Origin of the sequence: Nonomuraea typhae (genome assembly GCF_009760925.1) — a bacterium.
GTDB lineage: Bacteria > Actinomycetota > Actinomycetes > Streptosporangiales > Streptosporangiaceae > Nonomuraea > Nonomuraea typhae.
Genome location: NZ_VRLV01000003.1, coordinates 44,728 through 71,104, shown reverse-complemented (window position 1 = coordinate 71,104; position 26,377 = coordinate 44,728). Strand labels below are relative to the sequence as shown.

At 72.0% G+C, this 26,377-nt stretch carries 15 protein-coding genes; 8 read left to right on the top strand and 7 right to left on the bottom strand.

The genetic code is table 11. From position 1 onward, the window contains the following. Positions 1–4 precede the first annotated feature (4 nt). Positions 5–577, top strand: a complete 573-nt coding sequence (locus FVE25_RS12550) for a TetR/AcrR family transcriptional regulator (protein ID WP_219825466.1) — start codon at positions 5–7, stop codon at positions 575–577. Between the two features lie 87 nt (positions 578–664). Here FVE25_RS12550 and FVE25_RS12545 read toward each other — a convergent pair whose 3' ends face one another. Next, positions 665–1,492, bottom strand: a complete 828-nt coding sequence (locus FVE25_RS12545) for an NAD(P)H-binding protein (RefSeq protein WP_181019556.1) — start codon at positions 1,490–1,492, stop codon at positions 665–667. 49 nt (positions 1,493–1,541) lie between these two features. Continuing rightward, a complete protein-coding gene (locus tag FVE25_RS12540; protein WP_157246712.1) occupies positions 1,542–1,934 on the bottom strand; it encodes a hypothetical protein in 393 nt (130 codons plus the stop codon). A 358-nt stretch (positions 1,935–2,292) separates the two neighbouring features. Here FVE25_RS12540 and FVE25_RS12535 point away from each other — a divergent pair, with 358 nt between their 5' ends. The 4 genes from FVE25_RS12535 to FVE25_RS12520 are packed head-to-tail and all read left to right on the top strand — an operon-like array spanning position 2,293 to position 5,404. Beyond that, the gene (locus FVE25_RS12535) at positions 2,293–2,964 is read left to right on the top strand and encodes a GOLPH3/VPS74 family protein (RefSeq protein WP_157246711.1); all 672 of its coding nucleotides are present in this window, start codon (positions 2,293–2,295) and stop codon (positions 2,962–2,964) included. Positions 2,965–2,991: 27 nt separating this feature from the next. After that, a complete protein-coding gene (locus FVE25_RS12530; RefSeq protein ID WP_246266975.1) occupies positions 2,992–4,461 on the top strand; it encodes an APC family permease in 1,470 nt (489 codons plus the stop codon). A gap of 25 nt (positions 4,462–4,486) precedes the next feature. After that, on the top strand, positions 4,487–5,074 hold the full coding sequence (locus FVE25_RS12525; protein ID WP_157246710.1) for a GNAT family N-acetyltransferase: 588 nt from the start codon (positions 4,487–4,489) through the stop codon (positions 5,072–5,074). Positions 5,075–5,113: 39 nt separating this feature from the next. Beyond that, positions 5,114–5,404, top strand: a complete 291-nt coding sequence (locus FVE25_RS12520; RefSeq protein ID WP_157246709.1) for a hypothetical protein — start codon at positions 5,114–5,116, stop codon at positions 5,402–5,404. Positions 5,405–5,434: 30 nt separating this feature from the next. Here the strand turns inward: FVE25_RS12520 and FVE25_RS12515 are convergent, their stop codons facing one another. From FVE25_RS12515 to FVE25_RS12505, 3 genes are read right to left on the bottom strand one after another with little or no spacing between them, the layout of a single operon-like run. After that, entirely contained in the window at positions 5,435–5,779 is a 345-nt protein-coding gene (locus FVE25_RS12515) for a nucleotidyltransferase domain-containing protein (RefSeq protein ID WP_157246708.1), read from the bottom strand. Then, positions 5,776–15,180 carry a Tc toxin subunit A-related protein gene (locus tag FVE25_RS12510; RefSeq protein WP_157246707.1) on the bottom strand — a complete coding sequence of 3,135 codons (9,405 nt, stop codon included), beginning with the start codon at positions 15,178–15,180 and terminating at the stop codon, positions 5,776–5,778. The genes FVE25_RS12515 and FVE25_RS12510 overlap by 4 nt, the downstream gene beginning before the upstream one ends. Positions 15,181–15,198: 18 nt before the next feature. Beyond that, positions 15,199–22,548, bottom strand: coding sequence for a SpvB/TcaC N-terminal domain-containing protein (locus tag FVE25_RS12505; protein ID WP_157246706.1), 7,350 nt, complete (start codon positions 22,546–22,548; stop codon positions 15,199–15,201). A gap of 206 nt (positions 22,549–22,754) precedes the next feature. Between FVE25_RS12505 and FVE25_RS12500 the strand changes: the two genes are divergently transcribed. Continuing rightward, complete coding sequence (locus FVE25_RS12500; RefSeq protein WP_157246705.1) at positions 22,755–23,090, top strand: helix-turn-helix transcriptional regulator; 336 nt, start codon at positions 22,755–22,757, stop codon at positions 23,088–23,090. On the opposite strand, the gene FVE25_RS12495 is transcribed toward FVE25_RS12500, so the two are convergent. Then, positions 23,087–24,037, bottom strand: coding sequence for a DNA topoisomerase IB (locus FVE25_RS12495; RefSeq protein ID WP_157246704.1), 951 nt, complete (start codon positions 24,035–24,037; stop codon positions 23,087–23,089). The two genes, FVE25_RS12500 and FVE25_RS12495, sit on opposite strands and share 4 nt — an antisense overlap. Before the next feature lie 41 nt (positions 24,038–24,078). Further along, positions 24,079–24,366, bottom strand: coding sequence for a WhiB family transcriptional regulator (locus tag FVE25_RS12490; RefSeq protein WP_157246703.1), 288 nt, complete (start codon positions 24,364–24,366; stop codon positions 24,079–24,081). Positions 24,367–24,520: 154 nt separating this feature from the next. Here FVE25_RS12490 and FVE25_RS12485 point away from each other — a divergent pair, with 154 nt between their 5' ends. Continuing rightward, positions 24,521–25,807 carry a glucose-1-phosphate adenylyltransferase gene (locus FVE25_RS12485; protein WP_157246702.1) on the top strand — a complete coding sequence of 429 codons (1,287 nt, stop codon included), beginning with the start codon at positions 24,521–24,523 and terminating at the stop codon, positions 25,805–25,807. Between the two features lie 123 nt (positions 25,808–25,930). Next, entirely contained in the window at positions 25,931–26,335 is a 405-nt protein-coding gene (locus FVE25_RS53790; protein ID WP_181019555.1) for an isoamylase early set domain-containing protein, read from the top strand. The last annotated feature ends 42 nt before the right edge of the window (positions 26,336–26,377 follow it).

Below are 26,377 nucleotides of genomic sequence, written 5' to 3'. Positions count from 1 at the left end.
CCGCGTGAGCGCACCACGCGGGCCGTACGCCAAGAGCTCCGCCAAGCGGGAGCAGATCCTCCGGGCGGCCCTGGAGATCTACGCCGAGGCCGGCAGCCGCAAGGTCTCCGTACGCGACATCGCCAAGCGCGTCGGCATGACCGACACCGGAGTCCTCCACCATTTCGGCAGCCGCGAGAACCTGCTGACCGCGGTCCTGGAGGCCAGGGACGCGATCGGCGCCGAGACGTACGGCGACACCCTGTCGGACGCCTCCGCCGGCGCGAAGCTGCTGGCCGCCAACGTCTCCACGCCGGGCCTGGTCAAGCTCTTCCTCGACGTCGCGGCCGCGGCCGCCGAGCCCGAGCACCCCGCGCACGACTACTTCGTCGAGCGCTACGCCCGCCTGCGCCGGGAGGTCGCCGCGCGGCTGGCCGATCTCCCCGCCGCGGGCGACGCCGGCGAGATCGACCGCGCGCGGGCGGCCCGCATCCTGATCGCCGCCGTCGACGGACTGCAGATCCAGTGGCTGCTGGAGCCGGAGATCGACATGGCCGCCGACCTCGCCGCCCTGCACCGGTTGCTCACCGGCGCCTGACGCCGCCGTGCCCGCCGTACGCGATCGAAAGGTACGGCGGAGCCGTCACCCCGGAACCTCGCCCGGACGGCTGAGGCCGGAGAATCCCTACCGGCGGAACTCGTCCGCGTGTTCGCGTGCCCACTGGGCGAACCCGCGGGCCGGTGCGCCCGTGACCTGCTCGACGGTGTCGGTGATCAGGTCCGAGCGGGGCCGGGCGGTGGCGGCCAGCAGGGCCTCCACCAGCGCCGGCGGGCGGCCGTCGGCGAGCATCTGCCGCCGCGCCTCCTCGGCCGGGACGTCCTGGAAGCGCAGCGGCCGGCGCAGCGCGTCGCCGAGCAGCCGCACCTGGTCGGCCCGGGTCAGGATCTCCGGCCCGGTCAGCACGTGGACGGCCCCCGCGTGCCGTTCGTCCGTGAGCGCCCTGGCGGCCACCTCGGCGATGTCGTCTTCGTGCACGACCGCGGTCCCGGCGATGCCGGGGCCGCGCACCACGTCGCCGGCGCGGATCTGCCCGATCCAGCCCCGGGCGTTGGCGGCGACGGTGTCGGCGCGCAGCACGGTCGCGGTGGCGCCGGACTCGGAGATCAGGCGCTCCAGATCGGCGTGCAGCCGGTTGATCGGGTCGTCCTGCCGCCGGCCGACGCCGGCCGAGGAGAGGTACACCAGCCTCCGCCCGCCCTCCGCGATCGCCTTGATCACCTGCTCCGCGTGATCGGCCGTCAGGAAGGGCCACACCAGGAAGACGGCGTCCACCTCGTCCAAGGCCAGACCGGCGGGATCCGTCAGATCACCCACCGCGACCTCGGCCTGCGGCGGCAGGTCGTGTCGTGCCTCGCGGACCAGCGCCCGCACCGTGACGTTCTCCCGCAGGAGGCGGGCGAGTACCCGCCGCCCCACGTTCCCGGTCGCGCCGGTTACCAGAATCCTGTGCATGAAGGGTGCAACTCCGTGACGCCCGTGCCGTCATCCCCGCGCGCGGACGTCAGTCGATGCGCTGGCAGATGGTGACCGGGAGCCGCGGCGACCACCTGCCGGTGACCTTGTCGTAGGCGCGGGCGTACCCGTTGGGGCCGCCGTTGCAGGGGGCGGCGATCGTCGTCTCGACGTAGATGGCGCCGCCGGGGGTGATGGCGTGGGTGCGGGCGGTCTCCCACTTGGAGAAGGCGACCCTGCCGGTGTTGAACTTGACGGTCAGGAAGACGCGGCCGCCCACGGTGAAGTTGCCGCCGGCCACCTTGAGGTGGTTGTTGAAGGTGTACTGGAACAGGAACGACGGCGCCTGGGAGGCGGTGGCGCTCGAGGCGTGGGCGGCCGGGCCGAAGGCGCTCAGGGCGACGATGGCGGCGGTGGCGGCTCCCAGCAGGCTACGGGTCATCGGGATCTCCTCGGTGGTCGGGCTGAGGGGTGCTCCACCATTGACGGCCACGTCTCCTGCAATCCGCTTTCAAAGGGCCAGAACTCACGTGTGAACTGGGACTATTCTCCCTCCGGCCGTTTCCCCTCGCTAACGGAGTGTTGTATCGGGGTTTACGGTCTTTCCGATACCGGCCAAGGGTCAAGTGATGCTTGACGTCTCACGGGTGCATTCACCATGATCAACCGGGTTGGAAAACTGCGGATTCAACGCACAGGCGGAAATCCGGCGAGGAGGCCCGAAATGGAACAAACCGCCGATAGACCCCCCAACGCCTACACAAGTTCGCGCTCGGGGTGATCTTTCCCCATCTACCGTCATGACATCCCGCCCGCCCCTCCCCCTGGCCGACGATCTGTTCCTGGTCGCCTGGGACGTCACCATCTCCGGCCAGCCCCGCCTGCACCCGCACAGCATCGGCCTGGCTCTGTCCGGAGCCCTCCTGGCCGAGCTGGTGTTCGCCGGGCGGCTGGCCGTACGCGAAGAGCGGCTGACCGTCACCAGCCCCGCCCCCGTCCCGGACCCCCTGGCCGCCAGTGTGCTGGCCGAGCTCGTCGCGCACCCGCAGCACACCACGATCCCCACCTGGCTGGCCTACCTGGAGACACAGGCCGTCACCAAGGTGGCCGACCGGCTCATCGCCGCCGGGCTCCTGGTCCGTGAGCAACCCCGCCTGCTGCGCCATCGCCCCTCCCGGTACAAGTACGCCGACCGCACCGTGTACGGCAGAGCCGCCTGGCCGCCGGAGCGGCTCCGGGGCAGCCTGCTCGCGCACCGCCCCGTGGCCGAGCAGGACATGATGCTCCTCGCCCTGGCCGACGGGTGCGGCCTGACGCCTACCCTGCTGAACGATCCGGCCGTGCGCCGCACCGCCGAGGAGTACCTGGCGGCCGTCCTGCGCGCCCTGCCCGCGCCGCTGACCGCCATCGCCCGCCAGGTGCGCTCGTCCGTGGGCGACGCCGTACTGACCTATCGCACTCATCGCTTCTGACCCCCCAACGCTGCGAAAGGGAAACCCTTGACACACGCCCACCGCCATCCCCCAGGCGACCGGATCACCGCCGCGCTGGCCGCCAACCGCCTCGGCGTGCCCGCTGTGGCGTTCTTCGTCCTGTCGGCCGCCGGGCCGCTCAGCGTCATCGCCGGCGTGGTGACCACCGGTTACGCCGTCACCGGGATCACCGGGCTGCCGATCGTGTTCCTCGTGGTCGGCGCGGTTCTCGCCCTCTTCGCCGTTGGATATGTGGCGATGGCGCGGTACATGGCCAACGCCGGGGCCTTCTACACCTACGTCACCCACGGCCTGGGCCGCCCCGCGGGCGTGGCGGCCGCCTGGTGCGCGCTGCTGGCCTACAACGCCATCCAGGTCGCCCTGTACGGGGTGTTCGGCGCCGCCTCGGTCCCGCTGCTGGCCGCCTGGCTCGGCGTGACCGTGCCCTGGTGGGTGGTCGCCCTGCTGGCCTGGGCGCTGGTCGTCGTGCTCGGCCTGTCCCGGGTCGACCTCAACGGCCGCGTCCTGGCCGTCCTGCTGACGGCGGAGATCGCGGTCATCCTGCTCTTCGACGTGGCCGGCCTGCTCAACCCCGCCGAGGCCGCGCTGCCCTGGCAGGCGCTGTCGCCGGCGGAGCTGTTCTCACCCGGGGTCGGGGCGCTGCTGGTCATCGCCATCCTGGGATTCGTCGGATTCGAGGCGGCCGTCGTGTTCTCCGAGGAGTCGCGCGACCCGCGCCGCACCATCCCGGGCGCGACCTACCTCGCAGTCGCCGTGATCGCCGGCGTGTACGCGCTGTCGTCGTGGACCATGCAGGTGGCCGTGGGCGCGGGCAACATGGCCGCCGTCGCCCGCCGCGACAGCGCGGAAACCATCTTCATCCTGGCCGCCGACCAGATGGGGGACGTGGTGGCCACCGCCGGCCGGGTCCTCTTCATCACCAGCACCTTCGCCGCCATGCTCTCCTTCCACAACACCAGCGCCCGGTACCTGTTCGCGCTCGGCAGGGAGCGCGTGCTGCCCGAGGTGTTCGGCCGCACCACCGCCCGCACCGGCGCCCCCAAGACCGGATCCATCGCCCAGAGCTGCCTCGGCCTGCTGGTCATCGTCGTCTACGCCCTGCTCGGGCTCGACCCGATGGTGCAGCTGTTCTACTTCGGCGGCACCCTGGGCGGCTTCGGCATCCTGCTGCTCCTCACCGTGACCGCGATCTCCGTGCCGATCTACTTCGCCCGCAACCCCCACGACGAACCCCGCACCCACACCCTGCTCGCCCCGGTGGCCGCCGCCGTCATCCTGGTGGTCATGCTCGGGCTGGCCATCACCAACTTCGCGACCCTGCTCGGCGTGCCCGGCGACGACCCTCTCGTGATCATCCTCCCCAGCCTGTACGGCGTGGCCGCCGTGCTCGGCCTGGCCTGGGCCTTCGTCCTGCACCTGCGCCGCCCCGGCGTCTACATCCAGATCGGCCAGGGCGCCAAGGCCCTCGCGTCCTGATCCTCACCCACCAGGGAGCACACCCATGTCCCCGACTCCTGCCGTCCACCGGGCGGACTACGCCGACCTCGACCAGGTCGCACACCTGGTCGGCACCGCGTTCGCCGGTCTGGACGTCGTCGCCTACATGATCCCCGACCCCGGCCGGCGGGCTCCGCTCATGTCCGCCTGGGCCGCCATCATGGTCGAGGACGCCTTCAAACGCGGCCACGTCGACGTCATTCCCGGCGCCGGCGCCGCCCCGCTGGCCACCGCCGTCTGGTTCCATCGCGAGGAGCCTCTGCCGGCGCCCGACGACTACGACCGCCGCCTGGCCGAGGCGGTGGGGCCGCACCGGGAGCGCTTCCAGGTCGTGGACGAGCTGCTCGAGGCCAGCCACCCCCAGGAACCGCACCACCACCTGCTGTTCCTGGCCGTGCGGCCGGACCACCAGAACCACGGCCTGGGCACCGCCCTGATGGACCATCACCACGCCACGCTGAGCGGCCTCCCGGCCTACCTGGAGTCCGCCAGCACCGCCAGCACCCGCCTCTACCTGCGCAACGGGTACACCGAGCGCCGGCCGATCGTCCTGCCCGACGGCGCCAGGTTCTGGCCCATGTGGCGGCCCTGACCCGGGCGCCGCCGTACGGAACCGCAGTAGAGTGCGGGCGTGGCGATCGATCGTCAGCAGCTGTACGACGGCTCGCGGGATCTGCTGGACCGGCTGGCCGACCGGCTCGAACGGCACCTCGAGACGTATCGGAGCCTGCACGACGTCGGAGAGCCGATCTACATGCTGAACGTGCTGTGCGCCGACCTGACCAAGTCGAAGATCCCGGTCAGCCCGGAGGAGCGTGACCTGCTCGCGGTTCTGATCGGCGACCTGCGGATCCGCGCGGGCGACTACCCCTACCTGGACGACCCCGCCCGGATCCTGGCCGCGCTGCACGTGGTGCCCTGACCGCCGCGCGCTGCCAGGCCGGTGAGCGTGTCACCGGCAGCCAGCGGCCGCCGTAGCCGGGTACAGCGTCCGGCACGTGCGCAGCACCGAGTGAAGGAAGTGGTGCTCCTGCCTGCCGTACTCGCGCAGCTCCTCCTCGGTGACCACGTGCACGTCCACCCGCACCGCGCCGCCGCCCAGGTAGGGCGTGAAGTCCGACGGGCGGGGCGGGTCCGGGGTGCCGGTGGGCATGACGACGAGGAGATCGAGATCGCTGCGCGCGTGCGCCCGGCCCTTGGCGTAGGAGCCGAACATCAGCACGCGCTCCGGCCGGGCGACCCATACGACGCGCTCGACGATGGTCGCGATCTCGTCGTCGCTCAGCAGGACCGTCATGGGCGCTCCACGGTGTAGTTGACGATGAGGAAGAGCTCGCGCACCTCGTCCGGCGGCAGGGAGCGGAAGTCGGGGGCCCCGGACCGGCGGATCTTGAGCGTCCAGCCGGTCATCGGCGCCTCGCTTCCGGTGAGGTCCCGGTGGGCGCGGTGCATGCCCTGGTAGACGGTGTCGGGAACCAGCGGGAGCAGAGCGCCGCCCACGGGCTGCACGGCCACCTCGTAGGTCTGGCCGTCGGCCATGAGCGCCGCGACCTCCACGGCCCTGACCTTCCTGGTGGGGAAGGCGCGGGTGAACAGGGGCAGGCGCTCGGCCAGGTCGCCCAGCGTCATCTCCTGCTCGTCGGCCGGGTTGGCCGGGTGCAGGAACCGGTAGAACGCGTCGGGGAACTCCCGCTTGAGGTCCAGCGCCCGGTACAGGCCCTTGCGGCCGCCGGCCAGGAGCGCGGCCGACAGGGTGTCGTCGATGTTCTTGAGCGCCTCGGCGCGCAGCAGGGCGCCGCCCTCGCGCGCGGTGTACCGCAGATGGATCACCACGTCCGAGATGGTGCCGAGGTCGAACTGCGGCACGTCCGCGTTCAGCCGCAGGTGCCAGGAGCCGATCGCGCCCGCGCCCTCGAACGGCAGGTATCTGTCGTCCTCGAAGGCCAGGTCGAACAGCCCGTCGTCGTCCACGGCCGTGCTGGTGGCGATGGACTGCACGCCGGTCAGGCCGTCGCGGAAGCGGGTGTCGCCCGCCGGGTTCCTGGCGTACTTGCCCGCCAGCAGGGTCGCGTCCTTGCGCAGGCTGTCGCCGGTGAGGGTCAGCGTGGCGGCCACGCTGCCGTAGGGCCCGACGACGCACGGGACCGTGAGCGAGACCGACTGGACGCGGCGGAAGTAGTGACCGGGGTGGTCCAGGTCGAAGAGCACCTCGGGCAAGTCGATCAGGCACTCGCCGTTCCGCTTGAGCTGCAGCAGCGCCACCGGGTCGATCTGGGCCAGCGAGACGTGCTTGGTCAGCTCGTACTCGCGCTTGTTCAGGTCCAGGAACGCGGCGTCGAGGCGGCGCAGGTCGTGGCCGAGCCGCTCGCCGGCGAGCAGGCCCTTGCGCAGGCTGTCCCAGTAGCCGTGGCGGATGTAGGAGGAGTCGGACAGCCCCAGCTCGTAGCGGAAGCAGCGCTCGGCCCGCTTGGCCAGGTCGAAGGCGAGCTGGTAGCTCTGGAAGTACACCGTGGACAGCTGGCCGATCATCCAGTCGTACAGCTCGGCGTTGGTGAACTTGCCGCGCTGGAACTCGTCCTCGACGGCGGCGTTGGCGCGCTGCTTGTCGTGGTGGCGCAGATCCTGCCGGGCGATCTGGTGCCGGATCTCCGCGGCGAGGATCTGCTTGTCGATCTGCGGCAGCTCGGTGGCGGCCAGGTTGCGCTGGTACTCCCAGTCCTGGGCCCGCCGCGCGTGACCGGCCAGGACGCCGGCCATCGCGGCGCCCTTCTCGGCCGCGGTGGCCAGCGAGCGCAGCGTGGCCACCGCCATCTCGGCCGACTTGCCCACCTGCGGGCCGCCGATGCTGCCCGAGACCGTGGGCGAGCCGCCGAATCCGGCGGCGCCGGCCAGGAACGTCGGGATCAGGCTCAGCCCGCCGGACAGCACGTAGCCGACCGCGACCGCGGCCTCCAGCCCGAGCGAGACGCCGGACAGCGCCAGCGCGACCTTCTCGCCGGTGTTCAGCCCCTGGTCGAGCAGCCGCTGGTGGTAGGCGCGGCGCAGCTCCGCGAGGTCGCGGTTGCGCTGGTTGGCCTCCTTGGTCGCCTGCGCCTCCCGCACCTGGCTCTCGCGCACGTCCCTGAGCAGGTCGAGCACGGCGATCTCGTGGCTGGAGCGCAGCGCGGCCAGCGTTTCCCCGTCACGCTTCTCCAGCGCGGCGAGCATGGCGGCGCCGAGCGCGGTGACCGCGGCGCAGACCTCCTGGGCCCGCTGGATCATGACGGGGAAGCGGTAGGGCGGCATCGGCGCGTTGATGTCGCTGATCGCCGCCGCGACGTCGAGCCCCGCCGCGGCTGCCTTGACCAGCAGCGCGGGATCGATGGGCGGCTCGAACAGCGGCAGCTGCCGGACCACGCCCTCGATGTTCATGCAGTGCCGGATCTTGAAGAGCCGATCCTCGACGGTGTCCCACAGGGCGAGGAGCTTGTCGTTGTTCGGGACGCCGAAGTACAGCACGTCCAGCCGGGGCAGCTCCGGCCCCTCCGGGGCGGGCGCGGTGGGCCCCGGCACGCCGGGCAGCAGGTTCTCCACTTGGAGCAGCACGTTGCCGAAGTCGTCGATCCCGCGCGCCTGGAGCTGGTAGAAGGTGCGGACGGGGCTGGGCACCCGCCGCGGCACGCTCTTGGGCCGCGGCCCGAGGATGGTCCCGGCCAGCACGTACAGCTGCGTCGCCTCGTTGATCGACTCGATCGTGTCCTGGGCGAAGAGCTGGTCACCCCACGCGGTCAGGGTCTGGATGTACTTGATCAGCACGTTCTTCTGGTAGGCGACGGTCCGCATCCGCGCGATGGTGTGCGGGCTGAAGGGGTGCTGACGCCACTCGGCCACCTGCGCCCGCAGCTCGGCGTCACCCTTGGCGATCGCCAGCAGCATGTTCTCGATCTTCTGCTTGTAGTAGCCGTCCTTGGTCGTCTCGAAGAACGGCTTGGTGATCCAGTACTTCTGCTGCGGCGTCGCGGGGTCGGGCGTCTCGGTGTCGGTGCTGGTCGGGTCGAAGACGTAGTGGTACCACTCCAGCGCCTCCTCGAAGCGCTGGTTGGCGGCGAGCTTGCCGGCGATCAGCATCGGCAGGTGGAAGAACAACTCCCAGTTGTACGGCGCGTACGCCCCGCCGTAACTGAAGTCGACCTCTTCCTTCGGGTACGGCTGGGCCACCGTGAAGTCCGGCTGATAGGCGGCGAAGTCGAACGGCGCCGGGCTGCCGGGCACGCTCTGCGGGCTGACCTGGATGCGCCGGTTCAGCACGCCGCGCAGGCCCCAGATGTTCAGTTCCTTGGTGAACAGCTCCACGAACGGGTGGTAGTGCGCGCCGAACCGGAACGTCGAGACCGACCAGCTGTACCACCACCCCCAGTAGCTGTAGGACCAGTACGTGCGGTGCTCGTAGTCCACGTGGTAGGCGCGGGCGGGGTCCCAGGTGAAGAAGGTCCCGGTCTCGGCGAAGCCGGACGCCTGCGAGTCGATCACGGAGAAGGTCTGGCCGGGCGTGATGTTGCGCAGCACGCGGATGGCAGGGGCGTTCTGGTGGGCGGGGATCGAGTGCGCCTTGCCGAACTCCGCCACCGAGGAGTAGTAGAAGTACTGCGAGGCGCTGCCGTGCTTGATCAGGTTGCCGTGGTAGACGCTCTCCGGCGGGGAGATCAGGTGCTCCCAGTGGTGCAGGAAGCCGAACAGGCTCGGGGGGCCGAGCGGGCCCGGGGTGATCTGCGGGCCCAGCTTCTCGAAGGCGCTGCGGGAGCGCGGGGCGACGCCGTTGGGGTTGGGCGTCATGTACACGTGGGTCCGGATCTGGGGGACGTGCCTGGTGCGGAAGGTGATGTTCTCCGGATGGTCGCCTCCGGTCTGCAGGTGCAGCACCTTCAGCGGCGCGTCGGAGAGCACCTTCGGCGTCCAGGCGCCGTTCTTCAGCTCGCTCCAGAAGAGCTGGACGTCCCAGAACTTGCGGGGGAGCTCGATCGACGAGGGGGCGTTCTCGCGGGGCGTGCGGACCGAGGTGGGCTCGTCGGCCTTCTCCATGAGCTGCGGCCACAGGATGTAGAGCCTGCGGTTGTGCAGGCCGATCTGGATGTGGTCGGCCTTGATCTCCAGCTTGACGGGCTGCCAGGCGGTCCAGCGGGCCTTGTTGAGCCGGGTGCGGTAGAAGTACTCGGCGCCTGTGCTGCTGCGGGTGCGGCCGATCACGTGCAGGATGCTCTCGTCGCCGATCCGCTGCTCGAACACGGCGCGGATCTCCAGGTTGGCGACCTTGTCGAGTTTGTCCAGGTAGACGCGGTACGCCTCCTCGACGGTGGCGGCGGTGACGTCCTGCTGCTGCAGGTCGCGCTCCAGCTCCAGGAAGAAGGGAGACTTCTCCTCGCGCAGCTCCGGCTCGATCCAGTTCTCCGGGTAGAGGAAGACCTTGCGGTTGGCCTCCCACACCCGGTAGCGGCGCATCCACTGCCACTGCTTCCACTTCGGGTCGGCGACCGTGCTGGCCACGATGTCCCGCTCCAGGTTCTGCAGCACGCGCTGCACGAACAGCTGCGCGGAGCCGGTGGCCTGCTTCAGGCGGGAGGTGAGCGCGCAGGAGCTCATCTCGACGTCGATGAGGAAGTGGCTGTACAGGCCGTTGGCGTCGGTCCACTGCTGGCCGAGCGCCGGATCGGGGTGCGCCGCGAGCCAGTCCGCGAGCACGTCGCGGCGGCGCTCGCGCAGCGCGTCCTGGACCGGGCGGTTGGCGTCGAGCCACTGGGGCAGGTCGTAGCGGGCCTTGAGCACCTGCTTGATCTCGTCGGCGACCGCCGCGTCCGGCGTGGCGTCGGCCCAGGCCACGGCGCGGGCCGCGGTGACGCCGAGCAGGCGCAGCGCCGTCATGGCCTCGGCGACCCTGCGCAGGTTGGCGGCGACGGCCAGGCGCGCCTTGACGTTGTCCACCCCCGTGGCCAGCCAGCCGTACGCGGTGGCCAGAGCGGTGAGGTCGGCCTCCTTCCACGCGGTCAGCCTGGCCAGGGCCGCGATCGCCGCCGCGGAGGTGGCGGCCGGGTTGAGCAGGATGGCGGCGAAGTCCAGCGCCGACAGCTCGGAGGCGGGCAGCCCCGCCTTCCAGTCGAAGAACCAGCGCATCGACGTCCAGCGCGACAGCGCGACGGTGGTGCTCCGGTCGACGCCCAGCGCGCCGGCCCTGATCCAGCCGAGGCCGTCGGCGTTGGCGCCGGTCAGCCACCAGGTCACCTCGGCCGGCCGCATGCCGAGCTTGCCGATGAGCATCGCGACCTTGTGCAGCAGGCGCAGCGCGGCGTAGACGGCCGGGAAGGTGGCCTCGTCGAGCTCCAGCGCGGGATCGACGAGCCGGGGATCGTTGATCACGGCGCGCAGACCGGCCGCCGACCCGGACAGCGTCAGCAGCGACAGCGCGGTCGCGGCGGACACCTCGTCGATCCGCAGCAGCGCGGCCACGTGCTGGTCGACGAAGAGGTCCTTGTGGGTGCGGAGCAGGAACGCCTCCAGGCGCGGCGCGACCAGGGCGAAACGGGCGTCGATCCGGGCCTGCCGCTGCGCGGGGGTCTCGCCCGGCGGCAGCGCCGCCAGCGCCGCGCGGGCCGCGGCCAGATCGTCGAAGATCGCGGCGAAGTAGCGGTCGATGAGCTGGTCACGCTGGGCGGCCGGGCCGTTCCAGCTTCCGTCGACCAGGGCCAGGGCGGCGACCAGGTCCCGGTCGGCGGCCAGCGCGGGCAACAGGCCCAGCTTGGCGCCCACGTAGGCGGCGTCGGTCTGGTCGGCCTGCCTGCGCAGCCGGTCGGCGATCTCGATCAGTCCCTGCCGGAGCTGGCGCAGGGAGGCCAGCACGGTCCGGTCCTCCAGCGCGACGCCCGCGTTGGCGGTGAAGGTGTGGGTGAGCAGATAGTCCAGCTCGACCACGGAGAACGCCGAGGCGAGGACCTCGTCGGCCAGTTCGGCGAAGGCCACCGCGTGGGCGGGCGAGGCGAAGGGGTCCGTCCCGGCGATCCTGGCCAGGCGCAGGAAGTCCCGCACGGGCAGCCCGAGCCCGCGGGCCAGCACCGCCACCCGGTGGATCCGGTTGAGCACCGCCGCGGTCAGCGGCGCGGTCCTGTCCAGGGACAGGTCGGCGAGGATCAGGTCCAGCTCCGGCTCGCCGATGCGCAGGCCCGCGAGCAGGCCGGGCACCCGCTGCCCGATGGTCCCGCTCAGCTCGGCGGCCCGCGGCGGGAACGTGCCGGTGGCGTCCACCAGCTTGTTGCGGAACAGCCGCTGGTAGACCGTCTGCACCGGCGACCCTTCGTCGGCCGAGCGGTCGACGTACTCGTGGTCGTCGAAGCCGCGGAAGACGGTGATCAGGCTCGGCAGGTCCAGTCCGGTACGGCCGGCCAGCCTGCGCAGCCCGGCCAGGTCGCGCAGGGCCGCCTCGTCGAGCGTCCGGCCCGCCAGGAACAGATCGAGCTCCCACTGCGGGATGCCGAGCCGGCGCCACAGCCGCACGAAGCGGTGGGTACGCCCGAGCACGTCGGCGTTCAGCCCGCTGATGGTGAACGCGGAGGTGTCGCAGCCCTCCCGCTCGACCACGGCCACGTTCTGGGCCGGATCGGCGTAGCGCGTGTCGAGGAGCTGCAGCAGGTCCCGGTAGGACAGCTCGGCGCGGTGCAGCATGACGGGCACCTTGGCCAGGACCTCCAGCCACGTGCCGGTCACGACCTGCGCCGGGTCGTCGGGGTGGGGGATCGTGTTGCCCGTCTCGGCCAGCCCCCAGAACTCCCACGGCTGCCGGCCGGGCAGCGCCCCGTTGACGATCTGCCGCTCGGCGTCGCCGACGCCCAGCAGGGCGCAGTCGATCTGGGCCGGCGTCGGTGTGCTGACGGTCCCGTCCGGCATGGTCTGGCCGAACAGCGTGAACAGCCGCTCCTGCGGCAGCCCGAGCTGCCCGAGGTAGCCACGGGTCTGCTCACTGGCCAGGTCGAACGGCAGGGCGAAGGGGAACACCTCGCCGGCCAGCTTCCGGTACGCCTCCAGGTTGAGGTGCTCGGGGTTGGCCCGCACCTCGGCGGCCGACCCGATCGTCTGCCGGGTGGCCCGCAGCCCGAGCTCGGCGCCCTGCGCGAAGACGACGTAGGAGTGCGCCTTGTCCCTGATCACCCAGCGCCCGCGCACGTCCGGGTCGTAGACGAAGGCGTCGGCGGCGATCGCGACGTTCTTGGCCCGCAGCTCGGCCAGCACCTCGGCGGCGATCGGCCCCTCCACCAGCCGCGGCTGGATGGCCGCCGACAGCAGCACCACCGCCGGCGGGGCCACCACGTCCTCGAGGATCTCGTTGACCAGGTCGATGTAGGGCAGCGGTGTGTTGGTGTTCTCGCAGCTCAGCTCGATGTCACCGAGGTCGGGACGGCGTTCGAGCAGCACCTGCCGGACGCTCTTGCCGGCGTGGACGCCCTGCCCCTGGGTGCCGCGGTCACCGAGGAAGCGCAGCACGTCCACGAAGTGCGCGGCAGGGCTGTACACCGACTGGCAGGCGGCGCACGCGCAGTAGTCCAGGGAGCCGAACAACGTGCGTAGATTCGGCAGCGCATCGATCTTGGCCTGGGTCTCGGCGTCGAGCAGCCGCTGGGCCAGGGCCGAGGGGGAGATGCCGTACAGGGCGGCGTTGAGGTCGGCGTAGGTGGTCAGCGCCAGCGCGTAGGTGATCTCCGCCTTCTGATAGAGGGTGCGGGCCTGGATCCGGTTGATCGGCGTCTCCTCGTCGGCCGAAGCGTCGGCCGAAGCGTCGGACGGAGCGTCGGCCGAGGTCCCCGCCGTCGTCCCCGCCGACGCTCCGGTCACGGCGTCGACGAACTGGCCCTGCCCCATGAAGTAGATCTTCTGCGCGGAGTCGATGCCCCGCGACAGCAGCGTGTTGGCGGCGGCGAAGGTCGGCTGCAGCTTGAAGACGCGTTGCACCGCGGCGAGCTCGTCCAGCGTCGCCGGGTCGGGCGTGCCGCCGTTGCCCTCGGTGAGCCGGTCCCGCTCGGCCAGATAGTGGTCGATCCGGTAGCGGTCGAGCTGGAAGTCGGGATGGTCGTCCAGGAAACGGATGACCCGCTCGCTGAGCTGGGGCGCGGTCGAGCTCGCGCGGGCCGCCTTGGCCGACAGCGAGGCGGTCGGGTAGGCGCGCTCGAACTGCTGGTCCAGGATGGCGGCGTAGGTCTCCTTCTTCTGCTCCGGGGTCTCGCCGTCGATGTTGTCGGGCACGCCGATCGGCCTGCCGTCGGGCCCCGGGCGGGCGAAGACGGCGAACCACTCCTGCTTGGAGAACCGGGCCAGGTCCTGCTTGGTGACCTGGCCGGCGCCGACCTGCTCGGCCAGCGACGCCACCAGGGGGACGTGGTTGCGGGTCAGCGTGCCCAGCTCCACGCTGAGCCGTACCTGCTTGACCGTGGCCTCGGGCAGCGTCTCGTCCTCTTCCAGCTTCTTCCACAGACCGGCCAGCGAGCCGGAGTAGGAGGCGAGTGTGGTCAGGATCGTCTGCCGCTGGGCCGGCGGCACTCTGACCACGTCGAGAAGCTGGCCGATCGTGCCCTTGCCGCCGCCCACGGCGACGTCGGCGGTGTAGCGCAGATTGATCTTGGCCAGCGTCGCCAGGATCGCCTCGATCGATTCGCGCAGCCGGGCCGGGACGAGGTTGTCGTCCACGGCCTTGACCAGGAGCTCGCGCTGGCGCTGGGGGAGCAGCGCGGCCAGCGCGCGCAGGAGCGCGTCCTCCATGAGCGCGATGCGCTCGGGGTGCTTGAGGTCGTCCAGCAGCGTCGCGCGGAAGATCGACGGCTCGCCCTGGTGGATGAAGGCGAACAGCGCCTCGGGCGGCAGGGGCGTGCCGTCGCGGGCGGTGCGCTCGGCCAGGCGCCAGGAGGCGGCCCAGGTGCCGATCTCCAGCGCGGTGTAGCCGGTCTCGCCCGCCAGGAACGAGACGTCCTGGTGCTGCTCGTCCTCACGCAGGTCGAGCGGGCTGAGGCCGTCCAGCAGCGGCGTCAGGACGCCGGTCTGCACCTCCCAGAGCGAGGGGCCGCCGTAGACGGCGCCGTCCAGGCTCAGGTTGAACTCGTACTCCGCCGGGGCGTTGTACTGCACCGGTGACCGGAACAGCTGCGTGCCCGCGGTGTCGGTGACGGTGAGGACCAGGTCGGCCGAGTCCTTCTCGGCGCGGCGGAACTGCGCCTCCGAGTAGCGGACCTCGTAGCGCCCCTCGCGCACCTCCGACTGGCCCAGCGGCTGCTCGTGGCGCAGGTCCCGGTCGGCGGCCCGCACGACCACGTCGCTCATGAGCTCGCCGAACTTGTTCCTGACCAGGCCGAACACCCGGCGCGTGGGGGCCGGGTCCGGGCGGTAGTCGACCTTCAGGTCGATGACGGTCTTCGGGATCTCCTTGCGCTTCGGCGGATGGCTCTTGCCGATCTCGCGGTCCCCGGCGAACACCTTGATGATCACGGTGTTGACGTGGTGGAGCGGCTGGTCGGGATCCTCCTCCACGCGGATGCTGTAGCGGCCGTCCGCGCCGGTGGGCGCCTGCCCGAGCGGCACCTCCTGGTGCGCCTGGCCGGGACCGGACGCACGCACGAGCACGTCCGGCAGCGGCCGGTCGTCCGCGTCGGTGATCAGCCCCTGGACCGTGTACGACCGAGGTGGTGCTGGCATGGTCCGCCCCTTCGCGATTCAGAACAGTTTGCTGAGCCCGTAACCGATGACCCCGATGGCGGCGCCGATGGCCGCGCCCGCCGCCGTGCCGACGCCGGGGATCGGGATGAACGTGCCGATGATCGCCCCGGTGCCGGCCGCCGCGAGCACGGCTGCGCCGATCGAGACGTTCCTGGAGGCGCCGAGGCCCGCGGCCGCCGACTCGACCGCGTTGCCGGCGATCCCGCCGCCGAGCGCGGGCAGCGTGACGGCGAAGGCGAACGTGGTCGGCGCGGCCGAGATCGCCGCCGCGACCTCGGCGGCCGGACCGGTGACGCCGAGGGTGCCGACCGTGACCGAGTGGGCGTAGATCCCGGCGATCTCGGCCTCGGCGAAGCCCGGCAGGAGCGTGCTCGCCAGGGATCCGGCGACCCGGCCCGCGCCCCCGCCGCCCGTCCGCGGCCCGCCGCCGCCACCGCCCCCGCCCGAGCCGGACGGCGGCGTCCAGGGGCGGATGTCCGGTTCCTCGATCACCGCGCCGGCCGGCAGCGGCGTGCCCTGCCCGCGCTGGAACCGCTGGCCCATCTGCGCGAGCGTGCCCCGGTTGATCGAGCCGGGATTGGGGATGTGGGGTCGCCCGGCCGCGCGGGCGGCTTCGTTGGCCCGTTGGAACTCGGCGTTCCCGGCCATGTCGATGTCCTCGGTGATGTTGATCGGCTGGCCCGTCGCCGCGCGGTTCTGGATGACGGTCGATCGGGCGTTGTCGCCGCGGGTCTTGTCCAGCGACACCCCGCGCGGCGAGCGGACCGTTGGGTCGCGCTGGTAGGCGCGCCGGTCGTAGCCGGGCTCGACGGCCTCGGACTGCGCGTGCGGCGTGGTGTGCTCGTTCTCGGTGGTGCGGGTGGCCCGGTTGGCCGGGTCGGTGTACTCCGCCCTCGGCTGCCGCTGCATCGCCTCGACGTGGCCGAAATCGCCCCGGGAGGGCAGCGCGGCCCCGCCGGGCGTCCACTCGGCGTTGAACGTCGGGCCTCTCCGCCCGCGCATGGAGCTCCAGTCGATCGTCACCGTCCCCGGCCGGTACGCGCGGTCCGGGTGGGCCCGGGCCAGCCACGCCTCGAAGCGGGTGATCGCCACCGCGTCCGGCACCCGGCGGCCGGCCTCCATGTAGACCGAGCTGGGCACCTCCCACGACACCTGGCCGAGCGGGCTCGGCTGCCGGCCGTCGGGGTCGCCGTACATGACCGGGTTGTTGCGGCAGTAGCGGTACTGGTTGAGCCCGTCCGCGAACCCGGCCGGATCGGGATTGATCCACCGGCCAAGCCACGCCGCGTAGTAGCGGGCGCCGCAGTAGTACAGCCCGCTCTCCTCGTCACGTTCGCGCCGCCCGAACCGGTAGCGCTTGAGGCTCAGCCCCGCGGCCGACTTGGCCGAGCGGTAGGCGGTGGTCCCGAAGGGGTGGTACTCCTCGTACCCGGTCACGCCGCCCTGGTCGTTGGTCTCCAGGACGGCGGAGCCGAGATGGTTGCCGTACTGGTAGCGGATCACCGGCGCGCCGAGCGGGTTGTCCGGATCGCTGCCGCCGGAGTCCACGGTCTTGATGGACACCTGGGCGATCTGGCCGCTGTCGTCGGAGATGTGCAGGGTGTGGCGGACCAGGTGCGGCGCCGCCGTACCCTGCCGCTCGCGGTAGATCTCCAGCGCGCCCAGATAGACGCGCTCGCGCACCAGCCCGTTCGGCCTGCGCACCACCGCGCGGACCCGGCCGCCGTCTGCCCCGTAGGCGTAGCGGGCGGTGCCGCCGGTGCCCAGGTCGATCTCCTGGAGCTGGTCCAGCGCGTTCCACAGGAAGGCGTGCTGCGACAGCCCGGCCACGTTGCCGTAGCGGTCGTAGGCGTAGGTCTCGGTGTACGGCCCGGCCTCCGGGTCACCGGGGCGGCTGGTGGCGGCCAGGCGGTTGGTCCGGTCGGCCGGGTCGTCCTGGTAGCGGTAACGGTAGTGCCGCGTCCAGCTTCCGCCGTTGACGGCGGCCACGTGGCGTAGCGAGGTCAGGTTGCCCGCCGGGTCGTAGGCGTAGTGCTCGGTGTAGCGCCGCACCGCCGCGGTGTCGTTGACGTGCGGCAGCGGCACGATCCCCGCCAGGTCCCCGGCGTCGCGGATCGCGTCGTTGCCCGCGGCCAGCTCGCGCCCGGTGGCGGTGACGAGCTGGTAGAGCGCGTCGTAGGTGTACCTGGTCTCGGGGGTGACCACGGCGTTGGCGAAGAAGTGGGTCTGCTGGGCGTCGTCGCGGATCGCGGTGACGTTGCCGACCGGGTCGTAGGTGTAGCGCAGGTGCTGCAGGTCTCCGGCGGCCAGCTCCGTGAGCCGGAGGCTGGCCGGGTCGTAGCCGTAGCGCAGCCGGACGCCGTTGCCGTGCTCGGCAGTCAGCCGCCGGCCCTTGGCGTCGTAGGTCTGCCCGGTCAGGAAGGCGCGCACCGGCCCTTGGCCGCCGAGCCGGGCGCCGAGGGTGGCCAGGCGGCCGGCCCGGTCGTAGGCGGGCGCGAGCACGGTCCCGTCCGGCAGCGTGATCTCCCGCGGGCGGTTGAGCGCGTCGTAGGTGGCCGAGCTGGTGAACGGCGGCGCCGGGTCGAGCAGGGCAGCCGCCGCCGCCTGCGCGGCGGGGTATCCGGCGGCGTCGGCGACGGCTTGCCAGTCGGCCGGGACGGCCGGGTCGGCGGTGAGCCTGCGGCTGATGGCGTGCGGGATGCCCTTGAAGTCCGCAGACTCCACGGTGATCACGCCTGCCTGGTCGAAGGTCTGGTGGGCGGTGCCGTTGAGGTTCCTGGCCAGCGCGTCGGGGTGCCGGTCACCGTACACGACGTGGTGGAGCAGGACCTGCGGGCCGGTGCCGTCGCGGACGGCCAGGCCGGTCGGGCGGCGCAGCGCGTCGTAGGCGGCGCGGAAGACGCGCCCGTGCTCGTCCCACGAGCGGACCAGGCCGCCGCCGGCGTCGGCGAACGTCCACCGGCCGCCTCGCTCGGCGGTGGTGCCGAAGACCGGCGTCCCGGTCATGGAGGTGAAGCCGCTGCTCGTGCGGCGGCCGAGCTGGTCGAAGACCGCCGCGTGGCGGCCGGTGAGGTCGAGCTCGGAGCGGATGGAGGCGGTGCGGCCGTCCTCGTGGCGGCTCACGGTGAGGATCGTGCGGCCGAGCGGGTCCAGGTGGGCGGTGGCGGGCGTGCGCGCGTGCCGGGCGGCCAGCCAGGCGGCGCGCCGATCGGGGTCGGCGGGTTCCGGGCCGGCCGGGTCGGGGCTGCCGCGCTCGGCGTACCAGTCGCTGGCCAGCACGGTGTCGTTGGCGTCGTGCAGCTCCAGCCGCCAGGCGCCGATGGTCACCGTGGTGAAGGTGCCGTCGGGCAGGTCGGTCCGCACGGCCCGGCCCAGCGGGTCGTACCTGATCACCGGGGTCACGCCGACGGTCGCCAGCACCTCGAAGTCGTCGTACTCGGGCGTCGGGCTGAAGTACGGCTCGTACTGCTTGACCGGGTTGCCCTTGTTGTTGACGATCGTCCGCCCGGTCGCCAGCCAGCCTCCCGGCGCCTGGGTCTTCACCAGCGCGACGCCGCCCGAGCCGGAGGCGTAGACGTAGCTCTCGTGCCAGGCGGTGCTGGGCTGCCCGTGCTGCTCGCGGACCCGCCGCCGGGTGACGTTGGGCCGTCCGCCGCCCGCCCACCGGGTCAGGTCGTACTCGAGCACCTCCGTGGGGTCGTCCAGGGTGTCGCCGTCGCCGGAGCCCGGCTTGCCCATCACCGCCCGGCGCACCGGCAGGCCGAGCGGGTCGTAGGCGACGGCAGTCCGGTTGTGGTTGGGGTCGGTCAGCTCGACCGGGCCCAGCACCCGGTAGTCGTTGACCACGCTCGTGCGCTGCCACGCCGCCTGCGTCACGCTCACCGACTCGGCCAGCAGGTGGTAGCGGTCGTAGGCGATGCGGGTCTCGACGCCGAACGGATCGCGGGCGCCGTCGGGCAGGTAGAACGCGGCGGCGGGGTCGGCCGGGTAGCGGGAGGTGCCGGAGGGGATCCACCGGTCGCCGTCGCCGTCCAGGTCGCGGTAGCCGGCGGCGGTCCAGTCGGCCGCCGTGATCACGCCGGCGTAGTGGGCGTCGATCACCGGCCCGGTGAAGGCCAGCCGGTAGGTCTCGAAGGTCAGGCCGAGGGCGCTCTGCTGCCCGAGCGGCAGCGGAGCCAGGTCGTCGCCGCGGTAGAGGGTCCTGCCCCGCTCCAGCAGCCGGCGCCTGGGCGCGTCCTCGGCGGGGGTGACCGCGTAGTCGACGTCGGCGGCGGCGGTGAACCCGGCGCGCAGCTCCTCGAGGCTGTAGCGGCCGGCGGCCTTGGCGACGCCGGTGAGCTGGTACGTCCTGGATTCGGCGGGTGCGGGCAGCCGGTGGTCGGCGGCCGTGCCGATCGCGGCCGTCCGGTCGGTGCGCGTGCAGGTCACGTAGGTGCGGGCCTGGTCGCCGGCGGCCTGCTGGGGGAGGTCCGGGTCACGGCGGGCGCGGCCGTACACGACCGCGGCCGACGTCACCGGGCGGCCGAACGCGTCGGACTCCAGCACCAGGGCGTGCTCGGCGCGCTCGTCGCCGGGGTCGCGCTCGCCGTGCAGGGTGAGCGTCTCGATGCCGGCGGGCATGACCGAGCCGTCCTGGATCCTGTGTACGGCGTAGCGGTGCTCGGTGATCGCGTACGGGTGCGCCTGCGCGGGTGTGCCGTCGTGGGAGTAGACCTCCTGGCGCAGCGGCAGGCCCTTCAGCGCCGCCACGCAGGCGCGGTAGTCGTCCGTGCTCAGGCCCGGCGGGAACGCGGTGGGCGGCAGTTCCCTGCGCTGCCGGTAGAACTCCCGGTGCAGCTCCTCCAGGTCCTCGAAGGCGCCGGTGTGGAACCAGCTCCGCGTCGTCACCGGCGGCTGGAACAACTCCGGCGCCAGCTCCTGGTGGCCGCCCTCGCGCTGCGTGCCGCGCACGTAGTCGGCGAAGGACTCGCTGTCGGTCCGCTCGATCAGCGCGAACCCGCGGAACTCCCGCTCGCCGGGGTCGAAGTAGCCGTGCCGGTAGGCGTAGCGCGAGACCAGCCGCGTGCCGTCGACGTGATCGATGCTCTCGACGCGCTCCACCACGTGCAGCGGGAACGGCAGGCGGGTCAGCCACGGCCGCCCGGCCCGCTGGTCGGCCGCGTAGAAGCGGGTGGAGGGGGCGTAGCCGATCCTGGTCTCCGCGCCCATCGAGTTCGTCACCCGCGACAGCAGCCTGGGCGGGCCGTCGGCCATCAGGTTGACGTAGCGCAGCGGGCTGGGCGCGTCCACGGCCGCCGGGGTGGACCAGACGAGGCAGGCGGTGCCGCTGCCGAGCAGGTCGGTGACGGTGACCGCCGACAGGTCGTCCAGGTGGGGGAAGCTCGGCAGCTCGACCGGGGCGCTCCACGCGTTCCCCGATTCGTTGAACCACAGCCGGGCCGTGCTGCCGAGGTAGACCACGTCGGCGGTGCCCGTCCCGTCCACGTCCGCCAGGCGGACGTTGCGGGCGCTGAAGCGCCCCTTCTCCTCCAGCAGCGGGCTGCGGCTGGTGACGATTCGCTTCCCGAACCGCCCGTGCCCCAGGCTCGGCCAGTAGCAGATCTCCGCGTTCCGCACCCTGACCAGGTCGTACAGTCCGTCGCCCGACATGTCGGCGAGGAAGACGGCCTGTTCCTCGTCGGCGCGCACCAGCTTGGGGCCGCGCTCCTCCGAGTCTGGCAGGCTCACCCGCAGCCCGGGGCCGAAGCCGCGCTCGCCCAGCGACGGATACCAGGTCAGCGCGTCGTCCTCGGTGACCAGCAGGTCCGCCAGCCCGTCGCCGGACAGGTCGGCCAGGCGCACGTTGTCCCGGGTGAGGTCGAGCTGCGGCAGCTCCTGGAACGGCGCGTGCTCGCGCCAGCCCTTGCCGTCGGTGCCGCCGGCGAACCCGGTCAGGTTCCCGGCCAGCGCGACCACGTCCAGCCGCCCGTCGCCGGACAGGTCGAGCAGCACCTGGCGGCCGCCGCCGAGCCGCCCGGGGGAGGGGCGCGTGGCGACCGCCTGGTGCGGGCCGAACCGGCCGCCGCCGAGGTTGTGCTTGTAGTACCAGGTGCTCTGGTGCTCGGTGAGGATGCCCGGCATGCCCTCGCCGTACAGATCGATCCACTGGTACGGCCCGGCCGGCACGTTCTCCAGCTTCGCCTCGGCCACGGTGTGCCCGATCGTGGCCGGGGTGTACTCCAGGCGCACCGGCGGCAGGGAGGCGCGCTCGTAGCCGCCGGCCGGGTCGCGCCGGTAGCCGTGGCGGGTGACGGTGGCGAGCTGGGCGATGGGGCCGTTGCCGTACTCCAGCTCCAGGGCGGCGACCAGGGTGCCGGCGCCCATCCCCGGCTCCAGGGGGAAGTGGTGGAACATGAGCGCCCGCCGGCACAGCCGGTACAGGCGCAGCTCGAAGCCCTGGCGGTAGGAGGAGAAGGGGTCGCGCCGGGCGGGCCTGGGCCGGTCGGGGAGCGGGCCGGTGCCGGCGTGGTCGCCGTAGTCGAGGACGAGCTCGAACATCCAGTCGGCGGACGCGCGCAGGCCCGGGCTCAGGTCGGCCGGGCGGCGGCCGGAGGCGTCCAGCAGGGGGACGCGGTTGCCGTAGCGGACGCGCTTGAGGTAGCGGGCGGCGGTGCGGGCGCCTCTGGACAGCTCGTGCGGCTGGGTGAGGTCGACGCCGGCGGTGTCCTCCGGCTGGTACTCGTAGACGATGGCGTTGCCGTACGGGTCGCGGGTCTCCGACAGCAGCCAGGTGAAGACGCGGCCCGGGTCGGCGGGGTCGCTGACGCGCTCGGCGGGCGTGCGCCCGAAGACGGACAGGATGTTCTCGCCGGTCAGCGTGCGCCAGTGCACGTCGCCGTCGGCGAGCCTGGTCCAGCGCTCGACGCGGGTGAAGGCGCCCTCGACCCGGCGGACGAAGCGGGTGACCGTGTGGCCGGGCGCGCTGCCCTGCCCCGCCTCGACGAGGTCGTCCTGGGCGAGGCGGAAGGTGTCGCCGGCGTCGTAGCGGGGCACGCCCCGGTCGATGCGGCGGGTCACGTGCGGGAGCGGGAGCTGCCAGCCCAGGCCGAAGGGGCCGTTGCCGGAGGACGAGTCGTAGGACAGCGCCAGATCGGGCTGGAAGTCGGAGCGGGACGGGCTGAGCGGCAGGGGGATCGTCATGGCCGCGGTGCCCAGGGGCGCGTTCGCGCCGAACCGTTCCCCGAGCCCGCGGATCGCGCCGCCGCCCTTGGGCAGGCTGAGCATCGGGGTCAGCGGTGCCGGCGCATGGCCGCCGCCCGCGGACGGGCCGCGGTGTGCCGAGGGCGAAGCATCCTGCCGTCTGGCCATGGTCCCCCCACACCCTTTTGACGGACTTGGGCTCTCCTATATCGGAGCTCGGTAGCCGGATCGTTACGGGCGGTCATGGAAAGTTCTCCTGACAAGGTGTGTACTCGACCCCTGACCGCCGATACCTGAAAAGAAGTTCACCCTAATATGGGGGGAAAGTCACTCTGCCGATACCGTCCGCCACCGCGGGCCGAAAGCGTGAAGCCATGCAGCAGCCTGATCACGGGACCCCGACCTGGACCTTTCTCACCCACCATGCCCGGGTCCTGCTGGAGATCGCGCGCAATCCCGAGGTGCGGTTGCGTGAGGTGGCGAGCGGCATCGGCATCACCGAACGCACGGTGCAGATCATCGTCAACGATCTGCACGCGGCCGGATATCTGAACCGGGAGCGCGTCGGGCGCCGCAATCGCTATTCCCTCAACGCCGATCAGCATTTCCGGTACCCCACCGAGGCCGACGTTCCCGTCCGGCGGCTGATCGACATGTTCGCCGACCGCGACCTGCCCGCCCAGCTGAGCCCTCCGGCGGAACGCGGCTAACGCCGGGTGCGCCGGAGCAGGTCGATCACCTGCGGCTCCAGGTCGCCGCCGGGTGAGACGGTCCTGCCCCGCTCGTAGGCCAGGATCACGCGCGGGTCGACGTACGAGGCACGGGTGACGGCCGGGGTGTTGCCCAGCCGTGCCGCGACCTCCTCCATCGCCCGCCGTACGGCCTTGCGCCGTCCCAGCCGCCCGCGGGGGCGGCGAGCCCCGCCCAGGGCGGCGGCCGCCAGCACGGTGGCGTGCCAGGTGCGGAAGTCCTTGGCCGACACCTCGCCGCCGAGGTGCTCGCGCAGGTAGTCGTTGACGTCCTGGGCGCCGACGTCCTTCCACCCGGAGCCGTTGCGGTAGCGCAGCAGTTCGCCGTCGTGCCCGGTGCGCAGCAGGTCGGCCACGACGGCACGCACCGCGTCGTCGCGGATCTCGACCGTGTGGGCCGTGCCGCCCTTGGCCGCGAAGTGGCAGCGGACGGCCTCGCGGGTGCAGCTGACGTGCTCGTTCTTGAGCGTGGCCAGCCCGAACGTGTCGTACTCGGCGCCGCCCGCCCGGAACAGCCCGAGATCCAGCATGCGCGCGGCCGCCGCCAGCACCCGCTCGCGCTCCAGCCCCTCCCCGGCCAGCTGCTCGCGCAGGCGCCGGCGGAAGGCGGGCAGCCGTGCCGCCATCTCCGTGACGCGGTCGAACTTGATCCTGTCCTGCTCCTCGCGCCAGAGATCGTGGTAGAGGTACTGGCGTCTGCCCGCCGCGTCCGTCCCCACGGCCTGCAGATGCGCGTCGCCGTCCCGGCAGATCCACACCTGCCGCCATGCCGGTGGCACGGCGAGCGCCCGGATCCTGGCCAGCACCCGGCGATCCCGGACCGGGCGGCCGCCCGCGTAGTGGTAGCTGAAGCCCCGCCCGCGCCGCCGCCGGACGATCCCCGGCTCCTCCGGGCTGCTGCGCCGCATGGCGCCGCCCCCTCCGCCGGCCCGAACCCGCGGCTGTCCCATCAGCGGGCGGACCGGCGCGGGGTGGACGGGCCGGTGCGCCGGCGGGCGCGGCGGCGGGCGATCGCCCTGCGTTGCCCCGGGTCGGTGCCGCCCCACACCCCGTGTGCCTGGCCGGTGTCCAGGGCGAAGGCCAGGCAGGGCTCGCGCACCGCGCATCCGCCGCACACCGCCTTGGCCCGCTCGGTCTCGGCCGCGCCCCGCCGGGCCGGGGAGACGGGGAAGAACAACTCCGGATCCACGTCCAGGCAGGCGGCTCGCTCGATCCAGGTGCCGGTCAACGCTCTCATGCCCCGCGCCTACCCCGGGCGTCGCGGGGTAAGCCGCCGGAGCGGATCTTGCCCGAACGCAACCGGGGGAAGGGGTCCATGTTTCCATCTCTTTGGGCGCTACCAAGGAAGTTCTTGCAATGGAGCAGTGAATCCCGGGGATAACGTCTCCTTTATGACCTCGTGCAGAGTTCTGGCAATAGTGCTGGCCGGCGGACAGGGAAAGCGACTTCTTCCCCTTACCATGGGAAGGGCAAAGCCTAATGTGCCATACGGCGGAATGTTCCGCCTGATAGATTTCGTCCTCTCCAACCTGACCAACGCCGGCTATCTCAAGATCGTCGTGCTGACGCAGTACCAAAGCCAGAGCCTCGACCGCTACATCGCGCGCGGCTGGCAGGTCTCCTCGCGGGTGGGTCACTACATCGCGTCCGTCCCGGCGCAGAACCAGTTCGGGCCGCACTGGTTCAACGGCTCGGCCGACGCGATCCTCCAGAACCTGCACCTGCTGAAGGACGACCCGCCGGACTACGTGCTGGTGTTCGGGGCCGACCACGTCTACCGCATGGACCCGGCCCAGATGGTGGCCCAGCACGCCGCCTCCGGAGCCGGCGTCACCGTCGCCGCGATCCGCCAGCCCCGGGCGCTGGCCCACCAGTTCGGCGTCATCGAGTGCGCGCCGGGCACCCGGCGGATCACCGGATTCGCGGAGAAACCCCGCCACGCCGCGGGGCTGCCGGGCGCGCCGGAGGAGATCCGCGCCTCCATGGGCAACTACGTGTTCACCACACAAGCCCTGGTCGAGGCGGTCCAGGAGGACGCACTCGACACCTCCAGCAGGCACGACATAGGCGCCGACATCATCCCCATGCTCACCCGCGCGGGCCGGGCGGAGATCTACGACTTCACCGGCAACGCCGTCCCCGGCGTGAGCGCGCGCGAACGCGGCTACTGGCGCGACGTCGGCACCCTGGACGCCTACTACGACGCGCACATGGACCTGATCGGCCCCGATCCCGCGTTCACGCTCGCCAGCGAGCACTGGCCCATCCGCACCTTCCACGACCTGCTCGCGCCGGTGAAGTTCCAGTGCGGCGGCGAACGCCCGGGCCGCGCGATCGACTCCCTCGTCTCCCCGGGCGTGCTCGTGTCCGGAGAGGCCGTCGTCGAGCGGTCGGTCCTGTCCCCGCAGGTCACCCTCGAGGCGGGCGCCCAGGTCTCCGGCTGCGTGCTGATGGAGAACGTGCGCGTGGGCAGGAACGCGATGGTACGGCGGGCCGTCGTCGACAGAGACGTGATCATCCCCGACGGCGCCAGGATCGGCTTCGACCCCGACCTGGACCGTGAGCGCTACACGGTGACCGACGCGGGGATCGTGGTCGTCGGCGGCGAAGCCGTACGGCCGCTTGACGAGCTTTATCCGGTGACCGCGATATCGGATTCTCTGCCCAATCATCGCTAAAAATTGGGGAGATCGGATTATTCGCGGCCCGCTGCGCGGGTATGGCTGAACGCGGAAATGGCCGGTTTACCTTGTCCAGGGAGAGCGATGTTCAGTTATGGCAAACCCAACAGGAAGGGGCAGGTGGAGGTTCTCTTCACCCTTCCCGGCGACCACGGCCCCGTTTCGGTGGTCGGCGACTTCAATGGCTGGGACCCTTACGCACATCCGATGCGCCTAGGCGACGACGGGCGCTACAGCGTCACGATCGCGATTCCGCAGGGCGAGGCGTTCGCCTTCCGGTACCTGGCGGACGGCGGGCGCTGGTTCGATGACGATCACGCCGACGAGTACGACCACCGCGGGGCGATCTTCCGCGTGGCCGTACCCGCCATGCCGAAGGCCGCTGCCACGAGGAACGGCGCCACGAGGAACGGCGCCTCGAGGACCGCTGTGTCGAAGGCCGCCGCCTCGAAGAGCGCCGTGTCGAAAGCCGCCGCGCCCCGCACGCCGAGGCGTCCCGCGGCGACGGCCGACGCGAGGGTCTGAGCTCCCCCGCCGGACGTCTGACGGTGACGGAGTACGGCTGCG